This is a genomic window from Marinomonas sp. 63XJN7_7_ISO-PGPR-S23-202, from assembly GCF_056173505.1.
Map to the genome: position 1 here is coordinate 4287841 of NZ_CM149677.1, position 26229 is coordinate 4314069.

The following is a 26229-nucleotide window of genomic DNA, read 5'->3' on the forward strand; positions in this document are numbered from 1 at the left end:
TTATGAGGCTTTATCCCATGAACTGGAGTCCAACACCTCGGGGACGCCTAAAGCAGGCTCTGGGGTTAATACAGAAGACAGCAAGGCTTGAGTATAAGGATGTTTGGCATGATGAAATATTTCCTCTCGAGTACCTTGTTCAACCAGCTTTCCACGGTACATAACGGCGACTCGATCGACTAAATGTTCCACTACTCCCAAGTTATGACTGATAAATAAATAGGTTAAATTCAATTCTTTTTTCAGATCCATCAACAGGTTAAGGATTTGCGCCTGTACCGAGACATCCAGTGCCGAGGTCGGTTCATCGCAAACCAAAATATTGGGTCTTAAAATGAGTGCACGCGCGATGGCAACCCGTTGTCGCTGTCCGCCTGATAACTGACCTGGATATTGCTTTAGTAAACGTTCTGGCAGCCCAACTAGGTCGCTGATCTCTTTTACCGCTTTTCTCTGACTATTACTGTCACCCACTTTATGGAGCTGTAACGGTAGACGTATGATTTTTTCAATGGTTTTACGGGGATTCAGTGACGAATAAGGGTCTTGAAAAATAGGTTGTAGCTGACGCGCCATATCGAGGCGAGAGCTTGCCCCTCTGACCTTATCATTCACCAATACATCACCATCCGTTGGTTCCAATAACCCTAGAATCATTTTTGCCAAGGTGCTTTTGCCGCAGCCAGATTCTCCTACCAATCCTAACGTTTCACCGGGGCGTATACGCAGGGAAATCCCATCCACCGCCTTGAGCAAGGTCGGTTCTTTAAAAGCGCCATTTTTCAGATAAAAATGGCGCGACAGATTCGACAACTCCAATGCATAATCTGGCATCACACAGCCTCCTGAAATGACAAGCTAACCTCAGGACAACGCACCTGATGGTCTGCTGAACTCGGTTTAATGGCTAAATTAGGGGTTCGACGACGGCACTCACTGGTTGATACAGAACAACGATTCTCAAAAGCACAGCCTTTAAGCTCCCCTATCAAACTCGGTACCACCCCAGGGATCGAGGCCAAATGACTGCCCGGTTTGGTTTTGCCTGGAATAGGAATGCAATTTAGCAAGCCCTGTGTGTAAGGGTGTAATGGATTGGCAAACAACGCTTCAGCGCTGGCCGTTTCCACCACTTGTCCGGCGTACATCACCGCCACACGATCTGCAATGCGTGCAACCACCCCCAGATCATGAGTAATAAAAATAACCGCTGTTCCAAACTCTTGTTGAAGCTCACGAATCAAACGTAATATTTGCGCTTGAATCGTCACGTCTAGCGCCGTGGTTGGCTCATCGGCAATGATCAAATCGGGCTCGCACATCAGCGCCATCGCAATGATCACCCGCTGACGTAGGCCTCCAGATAGCTGATGTGGGTATTGGTTCAATCGCTTCTCTGGATAAGGCACACCTGCCCTCTCCAGTAAATAAACCGCCCTCTCTTTTGCTTTTTCTCTACTCAACCCCTTGTGCTTGATAATGCCTTCACACAATTGATTGCCTAAGGTGTAAGAAGGGTTTAAAGACGTCATCGGCTCTTGAAAAATCATCGACATCCGCATACCACGTACTTGGTTGCGCTCTTTTTTCGACAAAGACAACAAGTCCATACCATCGAATTGCATTGCCTCTGCCGTGATCGCGGCGCGCTTGGGCAACAATCCCATCAACGCCATCGATGTCATGGATTTACCACAGCCAGATTCCCCGACGATACACAGCATTTCACCTTGATTAACATGTAGATCAATACCACGCACCGCCCGTAATGTACCGTTTGCCGTAGGTAGATCCACTTGCAAATTTTTAACCTCTAGTATTCGTTTCATGATCGATTCCTCTTCTCTTAGCTACGGCCTTCCGGTGCATTCATATCCCGCAAGCCATCACCCACGAGATTGATCGCCAATACCAACACCATCAAGGCCACACCAGGGATGGCAATCACCCAAGGCTGGAAAAACATATAGGATTTGCCTTCCGCCACCATTAGCCCCCAAGAAGGTGAAGGCGGTTGCACGCCAATACCTAAGAATGACAATGCCGCTTCCAATAAAATGGCATGAGCCATTTCTAAGGTCATCACCACAATCAAGGCACTGAGAATATTCGGTAGCAGCTCACGAATAAGGATATAAGAAGTCGACGCCCCCAATACTTTCGCGGAAGCGATAAACTCCGCATCGCGTAACTGCTGTGTTGTAGAGCGGGCCACAACCGCAAAACGGTCCCATAAAAGCAACCCTAAAAGGACAATTACGGTTTGCAAAGAGCCACCAACCAAAGAGGCCATCGCCAGTGCAACCAATACCACAGGTAACGCCAAACGAGTGGTGATGATATAACTGATCACCGCATCCACACGGCCACCAAAATACCCAGCCAACACCCCAAGTGTGGTGCCAATCAGACCAGATATAACCGCTGCAGAAATCCCTATCGTCAACGAAATACGAGCACCATATAAAAGGCGACTGAGATAGTCCCGTCCCAATTTATCGGTACCAAGAATATGGTTCCAGGTTCCTTTGTCATGCCAAACGGGGGGAATCATACGTTGCGAAACATTTTGCACATAAGGATCATGGGGGGCTAACCAAGGAGCAAAGAGTGCCGCCAAAATAATCACGGCAAGAATGACGGAACCAATCATTAGCCCACGATGTCCCAAAAAGCGGTTCATAATGCGACGCCACTCCGGCACAACGGGTAACGATGTTATTGCCGAATTGGCAGTAAGTGTCAGGTTGGACATAGAGACCCCCTTAGCGAACACGCAGACGTGGATCAAGCAAAGCGTTGAGCACATCTGCAAAAAAAGTTAACGCGATATAAAACACCGCAATGATCAGAACTACCGCTTGCACAACAGGGTAGTCATTGCGGGAAATCGAATCCCAGGCCAGTTGTCCTAACCCTCTTAAAGAAAACACGGACTCTACAATCACGGAACCACCAAGCATAAAACCCAGCTCAACTGCTGCCAAAGCAACAACAGGAATGACCGCATTTCTGAGTGCATGCTTTAATACCACTGTTGATTCGCTCAACCCTTTAGAGCGTGCGGTGCGGATATAGTCAGAGTTCAATACTTCTAACATGCCCGTTCGGGTTAAACGCATCATGGCAGGCATGGCGTAGTAACCAAGGCAAATCGCAGGTAACACAAAATGTTGCCAGGATGAGTTCCCGCCAGCGGGCAACCAGTGTAAGTTCACTGCAAACACAATGATCAAGGTCAGACCGAACCAAAAGCTGGGCATGGCTTGACCCACCACCGCGAAACTTAAAGCAAGACGGTCAATCCAAGTATTTTGCTTAATCGCAGCAATGACCCCAAGAGGAATAGCCAGCAAAATAGCCAAGCCCAACGCCAACCCGCCTAATTTTAGAGTGATCGGCAAACGCTCACTAATCAAAGAGATCACCGAATCTTGAAAGTAATAAGAGCGGCCGAAATTAAGCTGTACAGCCGAAACCAACCAGTGAAAATACTGCTCCACAATCGGTTGATCTAAACCAAATTCGACACGAATTTTTTCTACCTGCTCAGCCGAGGCATCGGGGCCAGCAATAGACGTCGCTAAATCGCCAGAAAAATGCAGCAATAAAAAACTCACGATGGAGACAGTCAAAGCAACACTCAAAGCAACCAACAAACGACGAGTCACAAACACCAACATAGAAACTCCTCATAAATAACAAATCACTTAGATAAACCATGCCATTACAGGAATTGCCATGAACGACGTGATTGGATGAAATGGTTGCGCCCATCAACAAGTAAAATGAGCGCCCCCCATCTTATTTCCAAGTTGACTCATAAAAGCGTGGTAATTCATCAGGATAAGGTGTGAAATTCAGGTCTCGATCAAACGCATAATTACTAGAATAGGTAAACATAGGCGCCCAATAAGCTTCGTCTGTAATACGTTTTATTGCGGCACTGTAGTCTTTTTTACGCATGGCAGGATCAACCGTTGTATCGCCTTTTTTTAACAAGCTGATCACTTTGGGATCTTTATTAATATCATCCGCACCACCTTCAAAAAACACACTGGTAGACGCCGAGATGTCATTCACTGAGTAAGATCCCCAGGTTTGGAATGCAATGGGAACATGTCCTGCACGCTGGGCTGTACGCAGTGCGGCATAGGTCATAAAGTGCAACTTCGCTTTAATGCCAACAGCAAGTAAATACCCCAGCATGGCTTCAGCTAGACCTCGTTCACGATAGGCATAAAAATCGGTAGTAAAGCCATTGGGATACCCAGCTTCAGCCAGCAAAGCTTTGGCTTTAGCGGGGTTATATGGGTATTTTTTGGCAGCAGACACATCGCAACCAAACTGACTAGGAAAACAAGGCGTATACAAAGGACGACTGCCACCGCGAACCAATTGGTCAGCAAACGCCTTACGATCAATGGCATAATTCACGGCTTCACGAACCAATTTCTTTCTAAATGGTGAATTTTTTAATGACGCACTGGTTGTATCCATTGCCAGGTAACCGATACGCATGGTTTCACCGCTTTTTACCTGGATATTTGGCATGTTTTTCATCTTATCCGCTTGATCTGAAGGCACTCGCCATATCCAGTCCACGGAGCCCGTCATAAGTTGTGCAATACGCGCGTCAGGATCTGGGATGACCCTAAATTTAATATACTTGATCGCGGGTTTTTTAATGGGGCCGCCAGTAAAGTAGTGAGCATTGCGTTCTAAATTGACACCTTGACCACTTAATACGGCAGTAATCTTATACGGACCTGTACCGATAGGCGCTTTTGAGTAACCCTTTAAGCCGACTTTTTTATAATACTTTTCTGGATAAATAGGCGTCGGTCCAGATAAATATTCTAGCGCCGCAGGAAAGGGCTTTTTAAGCACTAAAACAACGGTGTAATCGTTGATTTTTTTGACATGGTCTATCCAACTAATATTTTGGGCGGTGACAGCTTTTGCTTGCGGGGAGTTCATATAATCAAAAGTAAAGACCACATCATCGGCGGTAAAAGGGTCGCCATTTTGGAACGTCACACCTTTACGTAAATTCAGCAACAAATGCGTGCTGTCCAGCCATTTCCAGCTTGTTGCCAAATCCCCTTCATATTTACCTGTTTTGGGATCCCGATAAATCAGTGTATCCCAAGCTAAGTGGGAAAGAATAACGCCTTCCCGCACGTTATTGTGGTAAGGACTGACGTTCTCCGGTTCCGTGTCAGAGGCATAAACGAGAGTATTATCCGCTTTATTTGCCAGCGCAGTAGTGGGTAATACAACGAGCGAACAAATAAATACAGAGCTGAGCAACGAAAAACGCGAGAGGGACCTAAAAAGAGCTAATTTTTTCATCGGTTTTATTCCTTTTGGACGGCTTAACTTAATCTGATCGTATGCAACTTTTGTTCACACTAAGTAAAAAAAACCGTTGCCACAATGAAAAAAAATGCAAAGAATCATTGCCAAAAAGGCATGGCTATGGCGAAATAGAAAAAGCGTTAAATCTTATAAAAAGCCGGTAAAATCCATAAAATATAGGAAAATCAAGATGAAAGCGGCATTACGTCTACAAGATACAGCCCTTCGCTATTTTTTAGAGGTGGCGAGGTACGGATCGATCAGCGAAGCATCCTTGCACCTAAATGTGGCAGCCAGCGCGATAAGCAGACAGATAAATAGTCTAGAAGACATTCTCGGTACAACCCTCTTCGAACGCCGTCCTAGAGGGATGGAATTGAGTGCTGCTGGGGAAATGCTCGCCGTGTATGCACGTAAAAATGCACTAGAATCGGACAGGGTCGTATCGGAAATTGCTGCATTAGAGGGCCTAAACCGAGGTCATGTGAAAATCTCTTGCTCGGAAGGTTTTGCCATGGAGTTTTTACCTCGCAACATTGCAAATTTTCGCAAAAAACACCAAGGCATTCATTTTCACATCAATGTCAGCTCACCCGCAGAAGTATCACGACGCGTCAGTCACGGGGATGCAGACATTGGAGTCACACTAAATTTGTCTCCTGCTAAAGACATTAAAGTGGCTTACCGACAGCCTTCTCCAGTGGTTGCCGTCTTTCATCCCTCTCACCCTCTGGCCCACAGAAAAACCGTCACTCTTGCCCAGCTACAACCCTACCCAATTGCCTTACCGGAAGAAAACACCACCGTCAGACAGTTATTTGATATCTGCTGCAGCCGCTTAAACCTGTTATTCGACCCTGTGCTGGTCTCCAATAACATGGCAACATTGAACCGCTTTACGACCTATGAGGGTGGTATCCATCTCGCAGGTGAAATCTCCATGCGCCATCAACTGGCGGGGAATGAATTGGTCGCCATTCCCATTCGAGATCGCGGTATGGACATCCGCAACATTGAAGTGCAAACCTTATCAGGACGCACCCTACCCGCTGCCGTGAGGGTCTTTTTGGATTACATGATCGAAAAAATGCAGTTTGAAGAAAACATAGAGCCAACAATATATTAACCACGCCTGAAAGAGCCTAGTCGAGCTAACCATACACACCTTAGCAAACGTCAAAGCAACAAGGCTTGACCTTTTTGGTAGTAGTTTTCTCTCTCTTCTTGCGGCACCATGTCTCCGCCAGTGGCCCACATAATGTGCGTCGCTTGTGGCAGTTTATCATCCAGTTGGTGATCGATAAGATAGCCACGTCCGGCGGTTAATATACGCAGCACACCGCTTATCCCCGCAGCACCGGATGGTTCTACTGGCATGTTTTCAGTGTCCACCAGCATAGCCAAGTGACGATATAGGTTGTCGTCGGAAACAGTATAAACACCACTGAGCAGTGTATCCATCATGGGGCCCACAAAGGCAGAAGGTCGGCCAACGGCCAACCCATCGGCACAGGTTTGGTTATCGATGCCCAACTCTTGTACGGAAATAGCATTATGCAAACCCGTTTCCATACCTAACACCATGCAAGGAGAATGGGTCGGCTCAGCAAAAAAACAATGCACATGATCGCCAAACACTTGCTTTAAACCAAAGGTAATGCCGCCAGGCGCGCCACCCACACCACAAGGCAAGTAGACAAATAAAGGATGGTTTTCATCAACCATAATCCCCTGCTCGACCAGCTGTTTTTGCAGTCGTAACGCGGCCACACTGTAGCCCAAAAACAACGACTTAGAATCTTCATCATCAATAAAATATGCCGTGTCTTGTTGCATGGCTTCTTGCCGTCCTTGCGCCACTGCCACACCATAATCGGCAGTATGTTCAACGACATTGACGCCTTTGCTCCTCAACAACACCTTTTTCCATTCACGGGCATCCGACGACATATGAACCGTGACATCAAAGCCCAATTTGGCACTCATGATACCGATGCTTAAGCCAAGGTTACCGGTCGACCCGACGATAATTTGATGTTTTGAAAATAAGGCACGAAAAGGTTCTGAAGCAAAAAGACAATAGTCATCACCAGTATGTAACAAGCCATTCGCTAACGCTAAACGCTCTGCATGCAACAAGACTTCATAAATGCCACCACGTGCCTTAATGGAACCAGCAATCGACAATTGGTTGTCGCATTTCATCCATAAGCGACCCGGTATGTCTAAATTCATCACATCCGACAAGGCAAGTTGCAGAGCCGGCACGGCTCTCAATTCAGACTCGATAATGCCATTTGTGGCAGCCGTTTCCGGAAAAACTTGCGCGAGGTAGGGCGCAAAACGCGTTAGTCTATCGGAAGCATCGAGCATGTCTGACCTATGCAGTGACAACGTCGATTGCACCTCTGCAAAGCGTGCTTTTTTCGGGTTGAACCAAGTAATTTCCTGCAACGCAATAAGCGACTGCACAACAGGGGTATGAATATAGTCAGTCACTTACAGACTCCATTAAAGATCTATAGAAAATTAAAACCCCATAAAACCCTCGGCATGTTTGAGCGCGGGTAAACGGGATAACATGGCGATATCGACCCTTGGACGCGCCAAATCGGGCGTTTTCTCTAACAGGGCTTCTAACGATTTGGCAAACGCCAAGGTAGATAAGTCGTCGCCTCGTCGGCCAATAATCTGTAAACCAAACGGCATATTGTTTTTATCTCGCCCAACAGGCAAGGTCACAGACGGATGCCCTGTTAAAGTCGAAGCGTATGCCATCGCAAGCCAGTGATAATAACTTTGTGTCGGCTTACCATCAATCTGCTCTGGGTAAAGTTCGTGCCAGTCTCGTGGACTAATGGTCGTCGTGGGAGCCAGAATAAAATCATACTCTTCAAAAAATATCTGCCACGCACGATACATAAGCGTTTGTTTGTTTAGTGCACTCACTACGTCTAATGCACTGTATGACTCCCCTTCTTTAATATTCATCAGAATATTTGGCCCCATTTGATCTGGGTATTGGTGGGACAACTCTCGATGATGACCGGAAAAGTTAAGCGCCCTTAGCACCGCAAAAATATGATCTGCGTTATCACAGTTAGGGTGGGCCTGGTCACATTTCGCAAAGACCGAGCCAAACTGATCAATTTTTTCTTGGAAGGATTCTTTGATTAGCTTTTCCGTCATGGCAAAACCAAAATTATGGGTAACAGCCACCTTAGCGCTGCTCAAATCAAAGTCAGGCAAATGGCAATAAGCATCCCCATTGTGTTGCCCAACCCCTTCCACCACAGACACCCAAGGGTCACGGCGATCAGGACGAATCATTTGCGATAACATCAACCCCACATCTTCGACAGAACGCGCCATCGGCCCATTGGTTGGCAATGGAATTAAACCAATCGGCCGACTGTGCCCGGGCACCACACCTGGTGACGGACGAAAGCCAACCACACCACAAAAAGCCGCTGGATTACGCAAGCTGCCCCCCGTGTCGGATCCCGTTGCTAATGGAGTGATGCCGCAAGCCAACGCCACGGCTGAACCACCAGAGGATCCCGCCGCCGAGCGGGTAACATCAAATGGATTCGCGGTCGCACCATATACCGCATTGCGTGTATTACCACCAGCACTCCATTCCGGATTATTGGCTTTGCCCAGCGGCAAGGCCCCTGCTTGGCGTAATTGCGCCACCATAGGATCATCGGAGGTCGCCATATTGTCTTTGTAGATGGTGCTGCCGAACGTCGTTGGGAATCCTGTTAAGTCAACCATGTCTTTCACGCTCAATGGCAAACCGTGTAACGCTCCCAAAGGCTCACCTTTATCAATGGCTTGTTGGGCTTGCTTGGCTTGGACCATAAAATCGTCTGGATCACAAGCGACAATCGCATTCACCGCATGATTCACCGAATTCATTCGAACAATGCAGCTTTGCGCCAATTCCATCACGGACAATGACTTTTGTGCCATTAAACGGCGCGCTTCGGCTGCGTTAAGATCACATGCTTCCATCTATACCTTCTTAGTGAGTTATCACGGTTATTTATTAGAATAAACAAATGGTAACGTCACACTCAGGCATCGCAAAAGATGAATTTTTAGAAGAGATCATTGCTATTTTAGCAATGCAAAAAAGGCGCGAATAAAGCCATTTATTCGCGCCTTTTTAAACATCCTTTCTGGATCAACTAACACATTTCAGCTGGCACTTGCGGCTCTCTGGCGACTCGACGTAACAAGAAGAAAAGTACCACTAAACCAACAACACCAAATAGTGCGCCCGCCACACCGACACTTTGTAGATTAATATGTTGTATTACTTGGTTGCCAAATAAAGCCCCCGCACCAATCCCCAAGTTAATAATGCCGGAAAACAACGACATAATAATGTCAGAGGCGTTAGCATCCACATTAAACACACGCACTTGCATGGCAAGACCAATGGTCATCATGGCCGCGCCCCATAGGATAATCAAAGCAATCATATAGCTACTATGCTGAGCAGCAAAATACAGAAGGGCCGTAGAACAGGTCACGATCACGGTACTACCAATCAACAATTGCTTATTGGCTCGCTCACCAAGATAACCAAATACCACACTGCCAATGATGCCTGCACCACCAAACAAGAGCAGAATTAATGTGGTGAATCCCGCCGAGTTATGCCCGACGACTTTTAAAAAAGGCTCAATATAACTGTAAGCCGTGTAATGCGCCGTGAACATCAAAAAGATAAAAAAGTACATGTTCAACAAAATGGGCTTTTTCATCAACTCAGACACTTTACTCAAGGAGCCAGAGAACAAACTGGGTAAACTTGGCAGTAACCGAAATAGCGCGATAATCATCACAAACGACGCCACAGCAATTGTCGCAAACGTCATGCGCCACCCTAGCGACTCACCAATCAAACGACCTAATGGCACACCCAGTACCATAGCGAGCCCTGTTCCCGTCGCCAGTACACTCAAGGCAAAGTTTTTCTTCCCCCAAGGGGCCACCCGAATCGCGATGGAAGCCGTAATAGACCAAAATACGGCATGAGCAAAGGCAATACCAATACGGCTGATCAATAAGACCTCAAAACACCAAGCGAAGACAGACAAAATATGGCTGATAAAGAACAACACAAAACTTGCAATCAACAGGGTCTTACGATCCATTTTCCCCGTTAGCAGCATCAAGGGCAGTGACATTAACGCCACAATCCACGCATATACGGTTAGCATCCAACCGGCATGAGCGGGTGTTATAGCAAAATCTTTAGCAATGGACGATAACAACCCCACTGGCACAAACTCTGTGGTATTGACAATAAATGCAGCAATCCCCATTAAGATCACACGCAAGTACTGCGTCTTTTTAGAGGTGTTATCAACCTCAATAGAATCCAAATTCATTTTGACCTGCAAAATAATGAGATAAAAAAGTATCCTGTTTTAAATCAACACCAAGATACAAAGAACATCCTATGTTATGCGGCAGATGTTATCGCCGCCTTACGCTTTGAAAACCGATTGGCCAGTAACGCACACACAAAGATTTGCAGCGGATGATAAATCATAATAGGCAGTAACAGCATGCCTAGCATAGGGTTTGCGCCAAAAATTACTTTTGCCATAGGCACACCTGCTGCAAGACTCTTTTTCGTACCACAAAATAAGGCGGCGGATTGATCGTCCTCGTGAAATTGAAAGCGATGGCCTAAGAAATACAATAGCGCGATCATGGAAACCAATATCAAGGCACATAGCCCCACCGCATACAATAAAGTGACTAGGGTAAAATCATGCCAAATACCACGCACAACCGAATCACAAAATGCATTATAGACAATCAGCAAGATCACCCATTTATCCAGTTTCCCGGTGATCGCTTTATGACGACTCACCCACTGACCGATTAGCGGACGCAGCAGTTGACCCGCCACCATTGGGGCAAATAATAACAAGGCAATATGAGCAACGGTGCCACCAAAGTCCGCATGACTACCAGTAAAGCCCATAAATAACTGAACATAAAGTGGCGTAAGAAAAATCCCTAACACACTGGATAAGGAAGCATTAAAAATCGCCCCAGGCACATTACCACCGGCTATTGCTGTCATCGCCACAGAAGAGGAAATGGTACTTGGCAGAACCAGTAAATAACAAAAGCCAAACGCCAACGTTTTAGGTAAAAAAGTCTCAAACCAATGCCCTAACGCAAGCCAAACCAGAGGGTAAATGACAAAGGTAGCGGATTGAATAAACAGATGAAGTCGCCAGTTACTTAAGCCTTTGCGTATATCTCGGGGCGAAAGACCAATACCATGTAAAAAGAAAACAAGGGCAATTCCCCATTGCGTCACTTGATCCAAGTGCAACACACCACCACTTGCCCCCACCTTAGGCAATAACGCCGCCAAGGCAATCACTAGCAACATCCCCGCCAAAAACCACTCTTTTTTTATCAACGCGAACAACGTCATCTCCCTCTTTATTACCACAAAAAGCTACTCATAGTGCTTCTAAACAGCCATATGTCAGCGTGTTTTTTACAAGACGTATTGTCCACTGTCTGAAAAAAAACAAAAGCAATAAAAATATGGATATTGCGGACAACACCATACTTTTTCACTTATTCAAGTCACTGGGAGGGACGTTGGTACAACCCTGCCGTCATAACAAACCATAACATAAGCGACCGCATACCCTGCTAGTGTAATCCTGTGTAATTGCCCTTTGAAAGAAACCTTACTAACTTAAGCGTTCAACTGTTGATGACAAGCGGGACCGCTGCCATCCATAGAATAAAAAAGGCTATTGGTTACTTAGCAAAGACTTTTTGGAGAGAATCATGAGCAACAAGGATGGACGTATTTCATTAAATGTTGATGTGTTAAAAGCACAAAGAAAACAGCGAGGCTTAAGCCAAGAAAAAGTCGCTGAAGCATGCTTGAAGCAAAGCCTTCTCGTTTCCGTTTCCTCCATTAAGCGAGCGGAACTGGGGATGAATGTCCTCTATCGCACAGCAACACAACTCGCTAAGTTTTACGGTATTTCGGTTGAATTACTCCTAATTGATAACGAACCTACAAGCTCTCCAACAGTATTCTCAGGTTCTCATACTCAGAATATCTTAGCGATTGTTATCGAAATGAAAAAACCAACACACAGCACAAAAATTCATTCCATGTTAGATGGCACACAGAAACGCTGCCACCAACAAGGCAACTATATGACAATCGATTGGCATATCAGTGAAGACGACACGCAGGTGTATAAACGAATCCAGTGTCTATGTACCAAGCTAAAATCGACGTTTCAATCGGACATTCGATTATTTATTGAATCCACCATCATGGAACACAATTCAGAAGCAAACTTACGGCCTTCACTTACTCACAACAAAAGATCGAACCCTATAGTAGACCATGGTGTTTAAGACAGTGATTTAGTTGCACTCGCACAGCATGTATTAGATTAAGGTGTGCAATGGAAGCCACGCAACGTGGCTACAATCACTTCTCTCCAAGCAAACGGGCACAAACTAGGCGCTTACTCTATGTTGTTGTTTACTGGGCTTAATTAGACGACGCTGCCAAAAAGGGTGATTAGGCCAACGTTGCTCTTTTTTATAAAAGTCCCATTTGGTTTCGCAGTACTCATCAAAAGTCAGTATGGCATCTTGTTGATAATCCCGAACGGCTGTTTTTTGTTCATGCATTAGCGCATAAGCACCATGGCAACCACTGAGCATTGCAAACCCTATTCCCATAGAAGAAATCGGGTCAAAAGAGGCGACCGCATCACCAACGGCAACAAACTTTTCTGGGAAATCTGAAGCATAATACTGACTGTTGGCTTGTTTTACCCAAAGCTTTGGCTGCGTAGAGATACAGCCCTGCAAAGAGTTACCAATAGCAGTTGTCTTAGCGAGACATTGATTCCAAACCTCCTGACGGTTAAGTTGCTTCTCTTTCATGATATCCATATCGGTAAAGCAGGTTACCACAGCAAGGTCTTTCGACAAGCCAGCCATATACCACCAGCCATATTCGCAACTTTCAATTTTCTGTTGCTGTTCGAAAACATGCTCGGGATGCTCGACAAAGGCCCCAATGCCCACAAGCTGATCGGTCACGACACGTTCAATTCCTAGTGATTGACCTATTTTTGTCTGTCGACCAGAGGCATCGATCAAATACTCACTTTGATAGTGCAGCGTACCCTGTTCAGGATGAACACACTGAACTTGCCAACGGCCTTCTTGTTGCGCCATGCTAATTTGTTTACAGCGAGGAATAATCGTGCCTCCTCGTTCTGATATTGTCATCAGCAAGGTCTCATCAAAACGCGCGCGATCCAGTTGATAGGTTTTACCTTGTGCCGTGAACAGGCTGAAATGATGAGTCTCCACATCACTGCCCCAATAGCTCTCTTTGCCATAATTTGGTGTAAAACACCCTACACCAAACGCCTCTCGTGGTATGTCCAGATACTCCAAAAAATCAAAGATACTGTGAGAAACCTGCTCTCCAATACGCGGTTGTGTGAAATCGCCACGTTCAAGCAACAACACTTTTTTATCGTGGAACAACATCAAGGAGAGCGCACAAGCGGCCCCAGCGGGGCCGCCTCCTATGATAATGGCATCATACGTTTCCATTACTAACCTCTCGCCCGAGTGCCTGAACGTGGAAGAATATTTGTCGAGCGAACAGGCTTGAAGGCTCGCTCTTCCAGATATTTCGCCATATTTCTACCTTTCTCCGTTTCCCCGCTACTAATATCCCTTAATTCATCCTTGACGGTTCCAAAAGGCACTTTTTTATCATTAATGAAAAGCACAGGTAAGGTAGTCTCGTTATCTTTAGGGTTCCCACTGATTTGCCCCACGCCTATTTCTCTGTATTCAAACAGTTCGTGGTTTCTTTCTGATTCAGTGAAATAGGGGAAGCCTTCATTTTTCGAGTTTTGATCCCGAATAAAAGCCAGCGCAGACCAGTGCTCCACCATCTGACCATAGCTATTAATTCCACGAGCATAGTTGATTTGCTGACCAGCAGGAAAATGACTCAGGAGCTGACCCTTAGCGTCCATTTCCCCAGTTAGCACATCCCAAGGGCTTTGTGGCGGCCACCAATAACTGTAGTAGTTTGGAGGAAGCGGCTTACTGTCATTTTTTCCAACTTCTTTCGTTGCTGAGGCCGTGATAACAGGGGAAACGCTAACGCCTTCGGGCAATCCACTCCATTGGACATCCGTCTCTTTGAAAGTGCGACTCGTCTCTGTCTGAGTCGCCTTATTGACTTTAGGCTCATTAAAATTAATCGTCTGCACTGTGCAATTGAAGAAATCCGCCTGCCAAGGGCATGCCATACGTTTGGTTAAATCCCCTGGTTCACAACCACCACCTTCACATTCATCTCGACCCGGTGATAAGCCAGTTTCAGCGTAATCATCGATACTCTTATAGTGCTTAATTTTATATGCATCTTCGTACAAGGCCGGATTCTGTAGGCTCCATGTCACTTCAATGCCTGGACACATAGGCAAGCCCACGCAATTACCAATACTGGCAACATCCATAGGGTCAACAGGGAAAGCTTGGCAGTCTCCAACACTGAATTTCCCTTCAGCCCACTGCTTTAACAAAAACATTTGCGTGGCATCTAAGGCAAGAAACTTTTCCACTACATTGTTAGTTAGATCATACGCATTGGCGCTTTTTACTGAGTTGCTGCCCGAGTTCAGTGGCATCATGGGGAATCTATTTCCATCAGAATCCCCACTCATAAGCTGCTGCTGGGGCTGATCATAATCACCAATGACTTTCTTATCCAGCTGACGAAAATAGTTATAGTACTTCATCCGTTCCGGCTTTCTTGCCTCACTGTTGTCACGATAATCAAACTGATAAGAAAAGAAACCGCTCATGGATTGCACATTCGCTACCCACTGATATTGACTAATACGCTGAATAATAGGAAGGATATCTCGCTCGTAGTTGGCGATATAGTTTTCATTAAAGCCTTTCTGATAGCCATTCTTATTATAGCCACTCTCATTACAACCATCTGAATCATAACCGTCTTTGTCATAACCATTTTTATTGTAATGATAACCATCCTGATCATAACGATTCTTATATTTTTCCAGATCATATATATCTGGAACCAAGTTAAAATTCCGTACGCCGACATCAAAAAAGGTATCATTTAAGGTAGAAATATTGACGATTTCAGGAGCAAAGTCGGGGGACCCCACCACAACCCAAGCTTTAACCGGATCGGATTTAGAACCGCCTTTGAAGGTAACAGTACATGAGACAGGTCCGTCCGAAATATCGTCAAACCAATCATTACCACCGCCGTAACCTTCTAAATTGGTATTACCACCAGCGCGACCATAACCTCCCAATACAATCAAATGACCATGCTTATTCATAATAAGCGTTCCTAAGCTTTTAAAATCTTCCCCTTGTTTCACATCTGTTGGCGGAAAGTATCTATCCTCTTCTTTTACGTTTGGTCCATACTTATCTTTTGTATAGTAGTCATCTGGTATACTACTTATATCAAACTCAGCTTTGATAACCGGATGAGATGCCATACTTTCAGCAGATCCTGATACTGTTCGTGGTCCAAGATCAATAATCAGTTTCTGTCTCTCTGCATCATCGATGTTACAGCCAACCGATGGATTGCGTAGCTCCGTTTTTCTGTTTCTATAACTATTTTCTTCTCCGTAAAGTAGGTTGCCATTAAGTTCGTTAAAGTCATACCATGCGGCTTTTTTATTGGCTAAATGCACCGTCCACTCAATACGCTCAACATTAGGCGATTGCAGTGTTAACTCTTCACCAGACTCATCAAAGACTTTAAATACCTGTCCTTGGCGACGAATACGGCCCGCTTCATCTTTAAAGTTGATAACTTCCGTCGTTGGTTGCATGTTCTCATCGTGTTCATGGGGCAAACCACCAATTTTCGTGGGGTTTAAAACAAAATTATTACCTTCTGCATTGCCCAATCGAGCCACACCAACGGAAGGGTGAATTGAAAGTGTCATATCTTGCTCCTGTTACTCAAGCTAAAATGGGGGGTGTTCCCATTACCATTTCAGTAAAACAGGCGGGGGCATTTTTAGCAGTATCAGTTTGGTGTCAGTTGTCTTATTGACAAAGGGAAGAGAAGAAAAGAAGAGGAGTAACAGCACAATAGCATTCATCGTGCCGTCTATCAGTCATTTGCTTAGCCACTTTTGCCTAGTTATCAAAGAGCGTTCTTGGCAATTTAAATTTGCGTCCGCCAATCTCAACCGTCGGTTGTAACGGTTTAGGGATGGGCGAATCAGGAGGAAAAAAAGCAGGTGGCAAATTGTATACCATTGGAACGCGTCCTACGTATATCCAAAAGTTCTTTTCGTTCTGCTGATTAACCATATAGATCAAATATTCATGCCCATTGTCTTGCCAACTAGCGTCAGTATTATTTTCACTCCAATCAGAAGACTCCCCAATATAGGCTAACCAGCGCCACTCTATTGTCTTATCAGAGTTGATTCGGATTTGGACGTTAACAGCATTATTAATATCAATTTGTATGGCTAGATTGAAGCGAACATGCGCTCCTTCAGGTATCGATTGAGGCATATCGAAAGCAAACACATCTGTATCTTCATTATTTGCCGCCACATTACTGGTATACAACTTATAAGAGCCTTCTGGTGCAGGCTCTTCACCAAATTGGCAAGCCGTTATACCAATACTGCCCTCCTGATGAATAGGTTTTCTGCCAACACCTGAAAGCATTCTTTTGTCAGCCTGTAGCGTTACAGTATAATCCATCTCTTTTTCCTTACTCTGCGTGTTGTTAGAGAATATGCATGAATACCAAAGCTTTCCAGTATCAATAGAGTATCAGTTAATAGGATAGCTTTAGCCAATCACCAAACGCTCCAGTTTGGCTTTGGTGTCCTCATCGTCCGGCACATACACCATTAGGCGTTCACCATTTTTCGGGGCAGACCACCAGTTAACCTGATGAAAAGCCATCTTACCAAGGTCTGGAATAAGAAACTTCTTCACATGATTTTCAACATCAAGGATTTCATATTGCTCCCAGTAGCGGTTGAACTCAGCTGAAGCGGCTTGCATCATGCTCAATCTAGCTTGCCAGCTAGAGTCATCCATATAGTTTGCCATTGCCGCACGAAAGCTCCCCGCAATACGTGACAAAATCACCTCCTTATTGTCCATTCGTATAAGCCACTCATCATTAGTAAAGGCTAAATACATACAGTTACGATGTTCATCCGGTAACGACGCTAAATCCACCCCCATTAACTCACGATAAGCTTGATTAAAGCCCAAAATATCAAAACGCGCATTTTGCACTATCGCAGGCATGGGATTCAGTTGGTCGAGAATCATTTGATTCACTGACGATAACTTCTGACATTCTCGCTGGTGCTCAGCCGGTCGGGACAACCCAGACAAGGTAAATACATGGGCAGTTTCTACCTCACTACATTGCAACGCTTTGGCTATCGCACTTAAGGTGGCAGCAGAAGCATTCACTTCTCGACCTTGTTCCAACCAGGTGTACCAAGTGGTACTCACGTCTGCCAGCATAGCCACTTCTTCACGCCGTAAACCGGGCGTACGTCGCCGACCACTGTGCAAAATACCCAGGCGCGAAGGATCTAAACTTTCCCGGCGCCGACGCAAATACAACCCAAGCTCTTTGCGATTATCTTGAGCAATAAAGCCAACGGTTTTTGTACGGTGTTGTTGATGGGAATCAAGCAAGGCAGTTGTCATACTCTCTCTTCCATAGCATAGGTCTGCTGAATAAAAAGCCAAACAGGTAGTTTTAATACTAGGATAACTAAACACTGGTACCTGTTTAACGGTTTTAACATACTGTCGGCCATTCAATGATAAATCAAGAGAATCTGATTAAAATGACGACAACAGCAAAGACACTAAGCCAAGCTGGTTTGATCATCCTGATGGCAGGCCAGCTACTGCCATTAATTGATTTCTCCATTGTTAACGTGGCACTCGCTTCCATCGCTGAGTCCCTCCATGCCAGCCATATCCAACTCGAGTTAATGGTGGCCGCCTATGGCGTTAGCTTCGCCGTTTGCTTGGCAATGGGGGGACGACTAGGCGATAACTTTGGCCGCCGCCGTTTGTTTATTCTCGGCGTCTGGGTCTTTGGTATTGCCTCTCTTGCTTGTGGGATTGCTTCTTCCATCAATGGACTCTTGTTCGCTCGCGCCGTTCAAGGTGTCGGTGCAGCCATGATTGTGCCGCAAATCCTCGCCACTCTGCATGTCACACTAACGGGCAGACGTCACTCTTTTGCAATTGGCCTGTATGGCGCCATTGGTGGTTTGGCATTTGTCTTAGGGCAGGTTCTCGGTGGCTTTTTAGTCTCTGGCGATGTGGCAGGATTGGGCTGGCGCAGTGTCTTTTTGATTAATATTCCCGTTTGTCTCGGCATTCTTATTTTTGCTCGCGTTTGGGTACCTGAAAGTCGTTCAGAACACCCTGCCAATGTGGACTGGCCCGGCACTTTTGTTCTTGCAGCAGCACTGCTTTGTCTGCTGATTCCTGTCTCGCTTGGACCGGAATACCATTGGTCATGGCCATTTATCGTTATGCTCTTAGGTGTTATCCCTCTTTTGTATGCATTTTGGAACATTGAAAAGCATCAAGAAAATCGTCAGCGCTTCCCGCTAATGCCACCGAGACTATTACGTCTTCATTCCATTCAATTTGGCTTTATTCTGGCGATCTTTATGTTCGCCAGTTGGAGCGGTTTTATGTTCTCCGTCGCCCTCACTTTTCAATCTGGCTTAGGCAAGTCTCCGCTGGAATCCGGGAATGCGTTTATCATGCTGGGTATGGCGTATTTTGTAGGCTCTCTTTTCACGGCAAAAATATCCAACCGCATTGGCAAGCTCAATACGCTGTTTTTAGGTTGTGCTTTACAAATACCTGGGCTGCTTGGCTTAGCATGGACTTTCTATCATTTTTGGCCAAATATCGGCATTACAACCTTACTACCAACCACCTTATTTGTCGGGTTAGGACAGTCTTTTATCGTTGGCAGCTTTTTCCGCATCGGCTTATCCGAAGTGGCTTCGAAAGATGCTGGAGCAGGCAGTGCCATGCTGACGACCATACAACAAGCCGCCTTTGGTCTAGGGTCCGCTCTACTCGGCTCCATCGCCTATCAAACCTTTGACATCACCCAAAGCCACAAAATCGCCATATCCACCACCCTATGCGCCGAAGTGTGTTTGATGGGCACCTTAGTGATCTTTGGTCTTATTTATCGTCGCAAGTTGCATCATATCTAGGGTAATGCTCAAACATTCGTTTGAATGCGCTCTACAAACTCATATTAATCACCAGATAAGTGAGGGTAATGATGTTGATTCGATTGCGATTATTTCGTCACTTATGGATGGATAAAAATAGTAAACAGGCCCCAAAAAAAAAACGGGTAGACTGAGCCCACCCGTTTTTTTACCTTAACAGATAATGATGGCACTTGGCCTTATTAACTCTTCAGTTTATTCAATTGGCTATCCAACTCATCCAACTGCTGAGTCACTTGCTCACTACTGTCATTCGTCTGGTGCGCAAAGTGCGCTAACACTTCGGCCGCGTCTTCTATTTTTTTCAACATACCAGTGATATCAATACTGACTTGGCTTTGCTCTTCCGCAGCGGCAGCCACTTGTTGAATGTGATCATTTATCAGTTCTATTTCATTCACTACGGCGGCGAGACTATCGTTCACCTCTTGAGTAGACTTAACGGATAACGCAACTTTTTCACCACTGTCAGCAATGCTACTGACCGCCATTTTCACTTCTTGCTGCAAGTTACTGATTAAACTGTCAATTTCTTCTGTAGAGTTTTGTGTTTTAGAAGCAAGACTGCGCACTTCATCCGCTACCACAGCAAAACCTCGACCTTGCTCACCCGCTCGAGCCGCCTCAATCGCGGCATTCAGAGCTAACAAATTCGTTTGCTCAGCCACACTACGGATCACTTCTAGAATTTGATTAATATCATTCGAACGCGCAGAGACTTTATCGATGGACTCTTTGGCACTTTCCATGCTGCTGCTAAGCTCTTGAACCGTATTCGTTGAACTCACGATACTACGCTGAGAATCACTAACCATATGATTCATCTCTTTCATTTTCTCTGCTAATTCAGCGGTAATTCCAGCGACTTCATGGGCCGTGTTAGACATTTCTTGAGTCGACAAAACAACATTGGCAATCTCTGTTTTTTGTTGTGCGGTTTCTGCTAAAGAACTATTGCTCGCACTCACGTTTTCACTAGAGGATGTCCTTACCGTTACCCCAATGGATTTTAATGTGTTCACCATGTCACGAAGCTTTTGAAGAAACACATTAAAGTTAGCGCTTAATTCGTTCAATTCGGCGTGTGAATGTAAATCTAACGTTTGTGTTAGGTCTCCATCGTTACCAGACAGTTGAGCCACTTGTTCATTCAGTAATTGCAATGGGCGGATAATGGAACGAACAATCAACAACATTAGAAGTGTCGCGACGATAGAAATAATCACGGCCAATGTTAACTGTTCAATGAGTGCTCTTTGCTTAACGCTTGCCATCAGCGCTAATTTTTTATCCAGCTTCGCCATGGCAACCGACATGGGCAAGCTAATCAAAAAATGCCACTTAGTATTCGTACTTTCAAGATTTAAAGGCTGAGCAACAATCAATTGACCATCTTGTTCCAATACGCCCCCCTTATTAGCCAGTGCTAACAACGCTTGACCGTTTTTGGTATCGACTGTTTTAAATGGTTTACCTAAGCTTTTCTTATATTTGCTCGAAGCAACAATCAGCCCTTTTTTACTAACGATAGTGACAGAGGCTTGCCCGTCATAAAGGCCCTTAGATAATTCATTAGCAAACACTTGTATAACAGGCAAATCAAGATCCGCACCGACAATGCCTTTAAACACACCACCATCCATAACGGGCACAGTTAAACTTGTCATGAGAGCTTTAGTGCCATCAGGCAAATCGAATAAGTAAGGTTCAACAAGACAAGTGGATTTCGTATCTCGCGGGCATAAATACCACTCAGAAATACGCTGTCCGTTAGGGTCTTTAGTGGTATTGTATTTTATTTTTGCGCTGTCGACTGGGTAATAAATAACCTTTCCATTTTCACCTAAACCCACTGTTATGCTAAAGGAACCATCATCTTTAGCACTGATATGGGTGTCTTTACCTACATATTCGCTGTCTTTATTATCAAACGCATTGGGCTCAAAAAAGGTATATAGAACGCTGGCGTTGGGCGCGTCTTTCTTTGCTGCGGTTATAAGAGGCAAGACTTGCTCTCTAGACAAAGGCTTAGAAAGATGCAAATTATTAGATAATTGCGTAGCCAAAACTTTAACGACACTAAGGTTTTGCTCAATGTAAGCTTGAATTTTTTCACCAGCAATACGAGTATTCAGCTCAAGCTTAGATATAGCGGAATCTTTGAGGTCAGTAACAGCATCTTGTTTTAATTGATCACTTAAGGAAGAAATTTTTGCATAGGTTTGCCACGTGAATAACAAAGAGATAAATAAAACAGAGCCGATACTAATGAGTAACAACTTATTCTTTAGAGAGACACTTGACATAACAAACCTACTGTATCAATGATAATTTCTTTCTTCACAACTATAATTAAGCACTAAAAGATACATTAATACAGTTTATATTTGTATCTAAAACGACCATCTAACTTCTCGCGCCAATCAACTAACGCCTTTAGATCAACATTGAGAACTTTACTAATATCATTTGGCTCAGAATATGATAATAGTAATGGCTATTATTACCGTTATATTTCTAATTATTTAGTACAAACAGTTGGTCTTCTGGTACAGTCAGTTCTCTTTTCTTAATAATATTTTTCTTACCTTCAAGCACTAATTAACATTATAAAAATACATAAGATAATCTCTTACTCTTTACCAGTTAATACCTTAACTAAGCATCATAAAACTGAGCGTTGTCGAGAAAAGCGAGCTGCATCAATAATTGACCAAAGATGCAATATTCCGCCAACCACCCACATAAAGAATAGGATCACTGTTGCCCCTAATGTATAGCACACACAGACCGTCACAAAAAAGAACAGTGCCATAAAAAGACGCCCCTGCACCAGTTGACCTAATCCTGGAATAAAAACGCTACAAAGAGCGGCAAGTACATTGCCCCCAGAGCCTTGACCTGACATAAACACCCCCACCGTAAAAAGCCATTAAAAAATCAAGCGTAAGAACAAAGCAACAAACAGGCAACCACCATCACGAGCCTGCATTACTACTTAGCTATGTCTAAGCGATTTTATGAAAATCAAGGGGCCATGTATTTTAAGAACTGACTTCAACAGACAGAAAAAAAGAGAAGGGCTCAATAAAACGTTTTATCGCCAACCTATGATTCAATACACTACTTATTCCTTATCGCGTATGGCTAGCCCATTATGAATCGTTTTCAAAAAGCTTTAATCAAGTTATTGGCTTATTCATTGCTCATTTTTTGCGCCAGCTCGACCCAAGCGAATCAGCCAGCATCCGTGATAAAACCATCCAGATACAGCCAATCCGAACTTGATACAACTCTCCTTTACTTCTACCAACATTGGAAAGCAACTTACCTGCGTCAACAGTGCGGCGAGAGTCGCTATTTAGTGGACATGGCTGCGGATGGAAAGACAGTGGAAGGAGGCACAGCGGCGTCTACATTAACGACATCAGAAGCTCATGGCTACGGTATGTTAATTACCGTGATGATGGCAGACTTTGACCCACAGGCAAGGCGCATTTTTGATGGCATGGTAGACTTTTTTCATGATCACCCCGCCCAATCAGCCCCTGGATTGATGGCTTGGAACCAGTTAAAAAACTGCAAAAACGCGGGTGATAAAGTCGGGGGTAGTAATAGCGCCAGCGACGGCGATATGGATATTGCCTATGCCTTTTTACTAGCCGACAAAAAATGGGGCAGTTCCGGAAAAATAAACTATAAACGCGAAGCCATAAACGTCATTACAGCCATTAAGCAACATGAGATTGACCCTGAAAACCATTTTATTCGCCTAGGCGATTGGGTCGCTGACATCGATGACGGCCAATATGCTAACACTACCCGATCTTCTGATTTTATGGTCTCTCATCTGAAAGCCTACGCAGACGCAACTGACGACAAAAGTTGGAACAAAGTAAGGGATACCACTTACGCTATCATGGCAAGCATTCGCCAAACGGACAGTCCCAAAACCGGGCTTATGCCTGACTTTATCGTCGGTCTACCTAACCATCCACAACCCGCCAAGGCCATGTTTCTGGAAAGCGAAGACGATGGCGTCTACTCTTGGAATGCGGCTCGTTATCCATGGCGTGTCGCACTGGACTATCGACTATACGGTGATAAAAGAGCGTTATCTGCTTTAGCACCTCTCAATCAATGGATCATCAACACCACCCATGCCGATCCCCAACAAATCGCCGACACCTATGCGCTCGATGGGACCTATTCAAAAAACAGTGGCTTTGACGCCATGGCATTTGTATCCATGTTTGCGGTGTCAGCAACGATAGATCCATCCAACCAAGCTTGGCTAAACGCTCTCTGGGAAAATATCAAAGACAAGTCCATCGAAAATGAAGACTACTTTGGTAACACCCTAAAAATGCTTGCCATGATCACCATCACAGGACACTGGGACAAACCTTAGAAAACAAGCGTTTTTAGTAAAGCAACATTATCAATAAAAGTCATGGAAATCATCGTTCTTGTTGACAGGTAAAAACGACAGTACGAGATTAGATAACGCGGAGTAACCTTTAAACCTGTAGCACTAACGCATCTCGTAAAGATTGCATAAAAGCCTTAGGCTCAACGGATGTTAACGTCACAGAATCACATTGCTGGAATTGACTGAATAGTTTAATGGCTTCAACGAAGGCGCTAATCACCATATCGTTATCAAAGCTCTGTTTTTCTAGGTATAGCGATTTGATTTCTAGACGGCGTTCTTTACGATGGGCTTTGCAATCCATGCGACCGATAAATTCCCCTCGATACAATAGCGGCAGACAAAAGTAACCATATTGGCGTTTGGGCTCTGGGACATAGCATTCGATCTGATAATCGTATTGAAACAGACTTTTAAGTCGGTCACGCTGAATCACACTGTTATCAAAGGGTGACAAAATCAACAGTCGATTATTTAATCGAGGCAAGCGACGCTCTAGCGCATCTGGCTCGATGACAAACACTTCGCCACTAGGAATCTTTATCTGCTCCAACACTCCTTGCGCCAAGCGCTCGTCTACTAAATTTTTTACCACCTTGCGTAGCCCTGTATTACGGCGTAGATAGGTCAATCCCTTTAAAGAAGCAAGCCCATGACAACGCAACTGCTGATCGATTAAATGATCTCCAAACTCTTCCAAATTAGGGAATGTTGTATCCACATAGGAGGGTAAAACGCGCTCGGTTAAATCATAGACTTTCTGAAAGCCCTCGCGATCACAAACCATCAGATCCCCTTGCATATAAAGTTGCTCAAGGGCTTTCTTCGCTGGCTTCCAATCCCACCAGCCAGCCGCGTTATTGCTGGATTTGGCTTCGATATCTCGAGAACGTAACGGTCCATCAGAAGCAACTCGAGCCAACAGCTCTGCCATCAACTTTTTATCTGGATCTTTGTACCAATGGGTTTGACCGCTTTTTAGTGCCTGCTTATAAGGTAAGGAAAAGCGAAAATCCTCTATAGGCAAAAACGCCGCCGCGTGTGACCAATGCTCAAACACATCGCCATCCAGCAACAGTTTATTGATCATCGAAGGCTCGAACTTAGGCACTCTTGAATGCAGCACATGGTGATGTGCTCGCTCCACCACAGAAATGGTATCGATCTGCACGTAACCTAAATGCGCCACTGCCTTTCGCGCCCCAGCCAACCCCGAACCAAACGGACTGGCCTGTAACAAACCTTGGGATACCAAAGCAAGACGACGCAGACGCGCTAAATCTTTGCGGGATGTTAGTTCAATCATAGTGGTATGAAACCTTTAAAGAAGAGCAGAAAGAGCGCCATGAAGATGAAACATCTGCTTGCTCCTTATCTAAAATGGAATATTTAACACAGACTAAATGAACCTAGGGATAAAACAAGGCCGAGAAAAGTCGTACCTGATTGATTATCAAGCAGTAAAAATATCGACGCAACGATAAAACAATCACCACAAATGTCGCACTAAAGCACGACCTACCAGAACACCCCGTCCTAACCTTGGAAAACAAAAGGGGAAGGAATAATCTGATAAAACGACATATCAGGTGAGCGCTTTTACTCGGCTAGAAATAGGATGGTCGTCTTTGAGTTGCAGCAAGTCCCATAGGTTGCCATATAAGTCTTCAAATACCGCCACTGTGCCGTATTCCTGCTCGGCAGGCGGTCGGATAAAGTGAATCCCTTCGGCGAGCATACGTTCGTAATCTCGCCAAAAATCATCGGTGTTTAAAAACAAGAAGACACGACCACCCGCTTGGTGGCCGATAAAGTCCATTTGCTCCGGTTTAGAGGCTTTTGCCAATAACAAAGTCACACCCTTTGAACCTGGCGGCGACACGACCACCCAGCGTTTATCTTGCTCTGGCTGGTAGGTGTCTTCCAACAGCTCAAACTTTAGCTTATTAACATAAAAATCAATGGCTTCATCATAGTCTCGAACCACTAGGGCAATGTGTACAATGTCTTGTTTCATCTGTTCTTTTTTCTCTTTTTCTAATGGTTCTAAGA

Annotated in this window: 21 protein-coding genes; 4 read left to right on the top strand and 17 right to left on the bottom strand. The window is 44.8% G+C overall.

The features are described from left to right. The 5 genes from AC0VYG_RS19795 to AC0VYG_RS19815 all read right to left on the bottom strand — a co-directional run bounded on the left by AC0VYG_RS19795 (nucleotide 1) and on the right by AC0VYG_RS19815 (nucleotide 5355). Nucleotides 1-834 carry an ATP-binding cassette domain-containing protein gene (locus AC0VYG_RS19795; RefSeq protein WP_475429618.1) on the bottom strand — a complete coding sequence of 278 codons (834 nt, stop codon included), beginning with the start codon at nucleotides 832-834 and terminating at the stop codon, nucleotides 1-3. Further along, entirely contained in the window at nucleotides 834-1829 is a 996-nt protein-coding gene (locus AC0VYG_RS19800; protein ID WP_475429619.1) for an ABC transporter ATP-binding protein, read from the bottom strand. Before AC0VYG_RS19800 ends, AC0VYG_RS19795 begins: the two co-directional genes overlap by 1 nt. A 17-nt stretch (nucleotides 1830-1846) precedes the next feature. Then, nucleotides 1847-2755, bottom strand: a complete 909-nt coding sequence (locus AC0VYG_RS19805) for an ABC transporter permease (protein ID WP_475429620.1) — start codon at nucleotides 2753-2755, stop codon at nucleotides 1847-1849. 10 nt (nucleotides 2756-2765) lie between these two features. After that, a complete protein-coding gene (locus tag AC0VYG_RS19810; RefSeq protein ID WP_475429621.1) occupies nucleotides 2766-3683 on the bottom strand; it encodes an ABC transporter permease in 918 nt (305 codons plus the stop codon). Nucleotides 3684-3804: 121 nt separating this feature from the next. Beyond that, nucleotides 3805-5355 (bottom strand): ABC transporter substrate-binding protein, encoded by a 1551-nt coding sequence (locus AC0VYG_RS19815; RefSeq protein ID WP_475429622.1) that lies wholly within the window; start codon nucleotides 5353-5355, stop codon nucleotides 3805-3807. A gap of 196 nt (nucleotides 5356-5551) precedes the next feature. Between AC0VYG_RS19815 and AC0VYG_RS19820 the strand changes: the two genes are divergently transcribed. Then, the gene (locus AC0VYG_RS19820; RefSeq protein ID WP_475429623.1) at nucleotides 5552-6487 is read left to right on the top strand and encodes a LysR family transcriptional regulator; all 936 of its coding nucleotides are present in this window, start codon (nucleotides 5552-5554) and stop codon (nucleotides 6485-6487) included. Nucleotides 6488-6537: 50 nt separating this feature from the next. Here the strand turns inward: AC0VYG_RS19820 and AC0VYG_RS19825 are convergent, their stop codons facing one another. From AC0VYG_RS19825 to AC0VYG_RS19840, 4 genes are all read right to left on the bottom strand, one after another. After that, entirely contained in the window at nucleotides 6538-7860 is a 1323-nt protein-coding gene (locus AC0VYG_RS19825) for a D-serine ammonia-lyase (RefSeq protein WP_475429624.1), read from the bottom strand. Nucleotides 7861-7890: 30 nt separating this feature from the next. Then, on the bottom strand, nucleotides 7891-9378 hold the full coding sequence (locus tag AC0VYG_RS19830; protein ID WP_475429625.1) for an amidase: 1488 nt from the start codon (nucleotides 9376-9378) through the stop codon (nucleotides 7891-7893). Nucleotides 9379-9554: 176 nt separating this feature from the next. Further along, nucleotides 9555-10766 carry a sugar transporter gene (locus AC0VYG_RS19835; protein WP_475429626.1) on the bottom strand — a complete coding sequence of 404 codons (1212 nt, stop codon included), beginning with the start codon at nucleotides 10764-10766 and terminating at the stop codon, nucleotides 9555-9557. A 74-nt stretch (nucleotides 10767-10840) separates the two neighbouring features. Further along, the gene (locus tag AC0VYG_RS19840; RefSeq protein ID WP_475429627.1) at nucleotides 10841-11836 is read right to left on the bottom strand and encodes a bile acid:sodium symporter family protein; all 996 of its coding nucleotides are present in this window, start codon (nucleotides 11834-11836) and stop codon (nucleotides 10841-10843) included. A 368-nt stretch (nucleotides 11837-12204) separates the two neighbouring features. Here AC0VYG_RS19840 and AC0VYG_RS19845 point away from each other — a divergent pair, with 368 nt between their 5' ends. Then, nucleotides 12205-12792, top strand: coding sequence for a helix-turn-helix domain-containing protein (locus AC0VYG_RS19845; RefSeq protein ID WP_475429628.1), 588 nt, complete (start codon nucleotides 12205-12207; stop codon nucleotides 12790-12792). A gap of 105 nt (nucleotides 12793-12897) precedes the next feature. Here AC0VYG_RS19845 and lodB read toward each other — a convergent pair whose 3' ends face one another. The 4 genes from lodB to AC0VYG_RS19865 form a co-directional block, all read right to left on the bottom strand. Continuing rightward, complete coding sequence (gene lodB, locus AC0VYG_RS19850) at nucleotides 12898-14016, bottom strand: lysine-epsilon-oxidase maturase LodB (protein ID WP_475429629.1); 1119 nt, start codon at nucleotides 14014-14016, stop codon at nucleotides 12898-12900. Between the two features lie 2 nt (nucleotides 14017-14018). Beyond that, nucleotides 14019-16421, bottom strand: a complete 2403-nt coding sequence (lodA, locus tag AC0VYG_RS19855; RefSeq protein ID WP_475429630.1) for a CTQ-dependent lysine 6-oxidase LodA — start codon at nucleotides 16419-16421, stop codon at nucleotides 14019-14021. Between the two features lie 196 nt (nucleotides 16422-16617). Continuing rightward, nucleotides 16618-17199: a hypothetical protein gene (locus AC0VYG_RS19860; RefSeq protein ID WP_475429631.1), complete on the bottom strand. Its 582-nt coding sequence runs from the start codon at nucleotides 17197-17199 to the stop codon at nucleotides 16618-16620. A gap of 90 nt (nucleotides 17200-17289) precedes the next feature. Next, the gene (locus AC0VYG_RS19865; RefSeq protein ID WP_475429632.1) at nucleotides 17290-18174 is read right to left on the bottom strand and encodes a helix-turn-helix transcriptional regulator; all 885 of its coding nucleotides are present in this window, start codon (nucleotides 18172-18174) and stop codon (nucleotides 17290-17292) included. 116 nt (nucleotides 18175-18290) lie between these two features. Here AC0VYG_RS19865 and AC0VYG_RS19870 point away from each other — a divergent pair, with 116 nt between their 5' ends. Further along, nucleotides 18291-19724: an MFS transporter gene (locus tag AC0VYG_RS19870; RefSeq protein ID WP_475449874.1), complete on the top strand. Its 1434-nt coding sequence runs from the start codon at nucleotides 18291-18293 to the stop codon at nucleotides 19722-19724. A gap of 203 nt (nucleotides 19725-19927) precedes the next feature. Here the strand turns inward: AC0VYG_RS19870 and AC0VYG_RS19875 are convergent, their stop codons facing one another. Together AC0VYG_RS19875 and AC0VYG_RS19880 are read right to left on the bottom strand one after the other, a co-directional pair. Beyond that, nucleotides 19928-22051: a methyl-accepting chemotaxis protein gene (locus AC0VYG_RS19875; protein ID WP_475429634.1), complete on the bottom strand. Its 2124-nt coding sequence runs from the start codon at nucleotides 22049-22051 to the stop codon at nucleotides 19928-19930. A 359-nt stretch (nucleotides 22052-22410) separates the two neighbouring features. Beyond that, nucleotides 22411-22653 (bottom strand): hypothetical protein, encoded by a 243-nt coding sequence (locus AC0VYG_RS19880; protein ID WP_475429635.1) that lies wholly within the window; start codon nucleotides 22651-22653, stop codon nucleotides 22411-22413. Between the two features lie 249 nt (nucleotides 22654-22902). On the opposite strand from AC0VYG_RS19880, the gene AC0VYG_RS19885 reads away from it, so the two are divergent. After that, the gene (locus AC0VYG_RS19885; protein ID WP_475429636.1) at nucleotides 22903-24156 is read left to right on the top strand and encodes a family 8 glycosyl hydrolase; all 1254 of its coding nucleotides are present in this window, start codon (nucleotides 22903-22905) and stop codon (nucleotides 24154-24156) included. Between the two features lie 109 nt (nucleotides 24157-24265). Here the strand turns inward: AC0VYG_RS19885 and AC0VYG_RS19890 are convergent, their stop codons facing one another. Then, nucleotides 24266-25483: a winged helix-turn-helix domain-containing protein gene (locus tag AC0VYG_RS19890; RefSeq protein WP_475429637.1), complete on the bottom strand. Its 1218-nt coding sequence runs from the start codon at nucleotides 25481-25483 to the stop codon at nucleotides 24266-24268. 279 nt (nucleotides 25484-25762) lie between these two features. Further along, nucleotides 25763-26194, bottom strand: coding sequence for a VOC family protein (locus AC0VYG_RS19895; RefSeq protein ID WP_199478696.1), 432 nt, complete (start codon nucleotides 26192-26194; stop codon nucleotides 25763-25765). Between the last annotated feature and the right edge of the window lie 35 nt (nucleotides 26195-26229).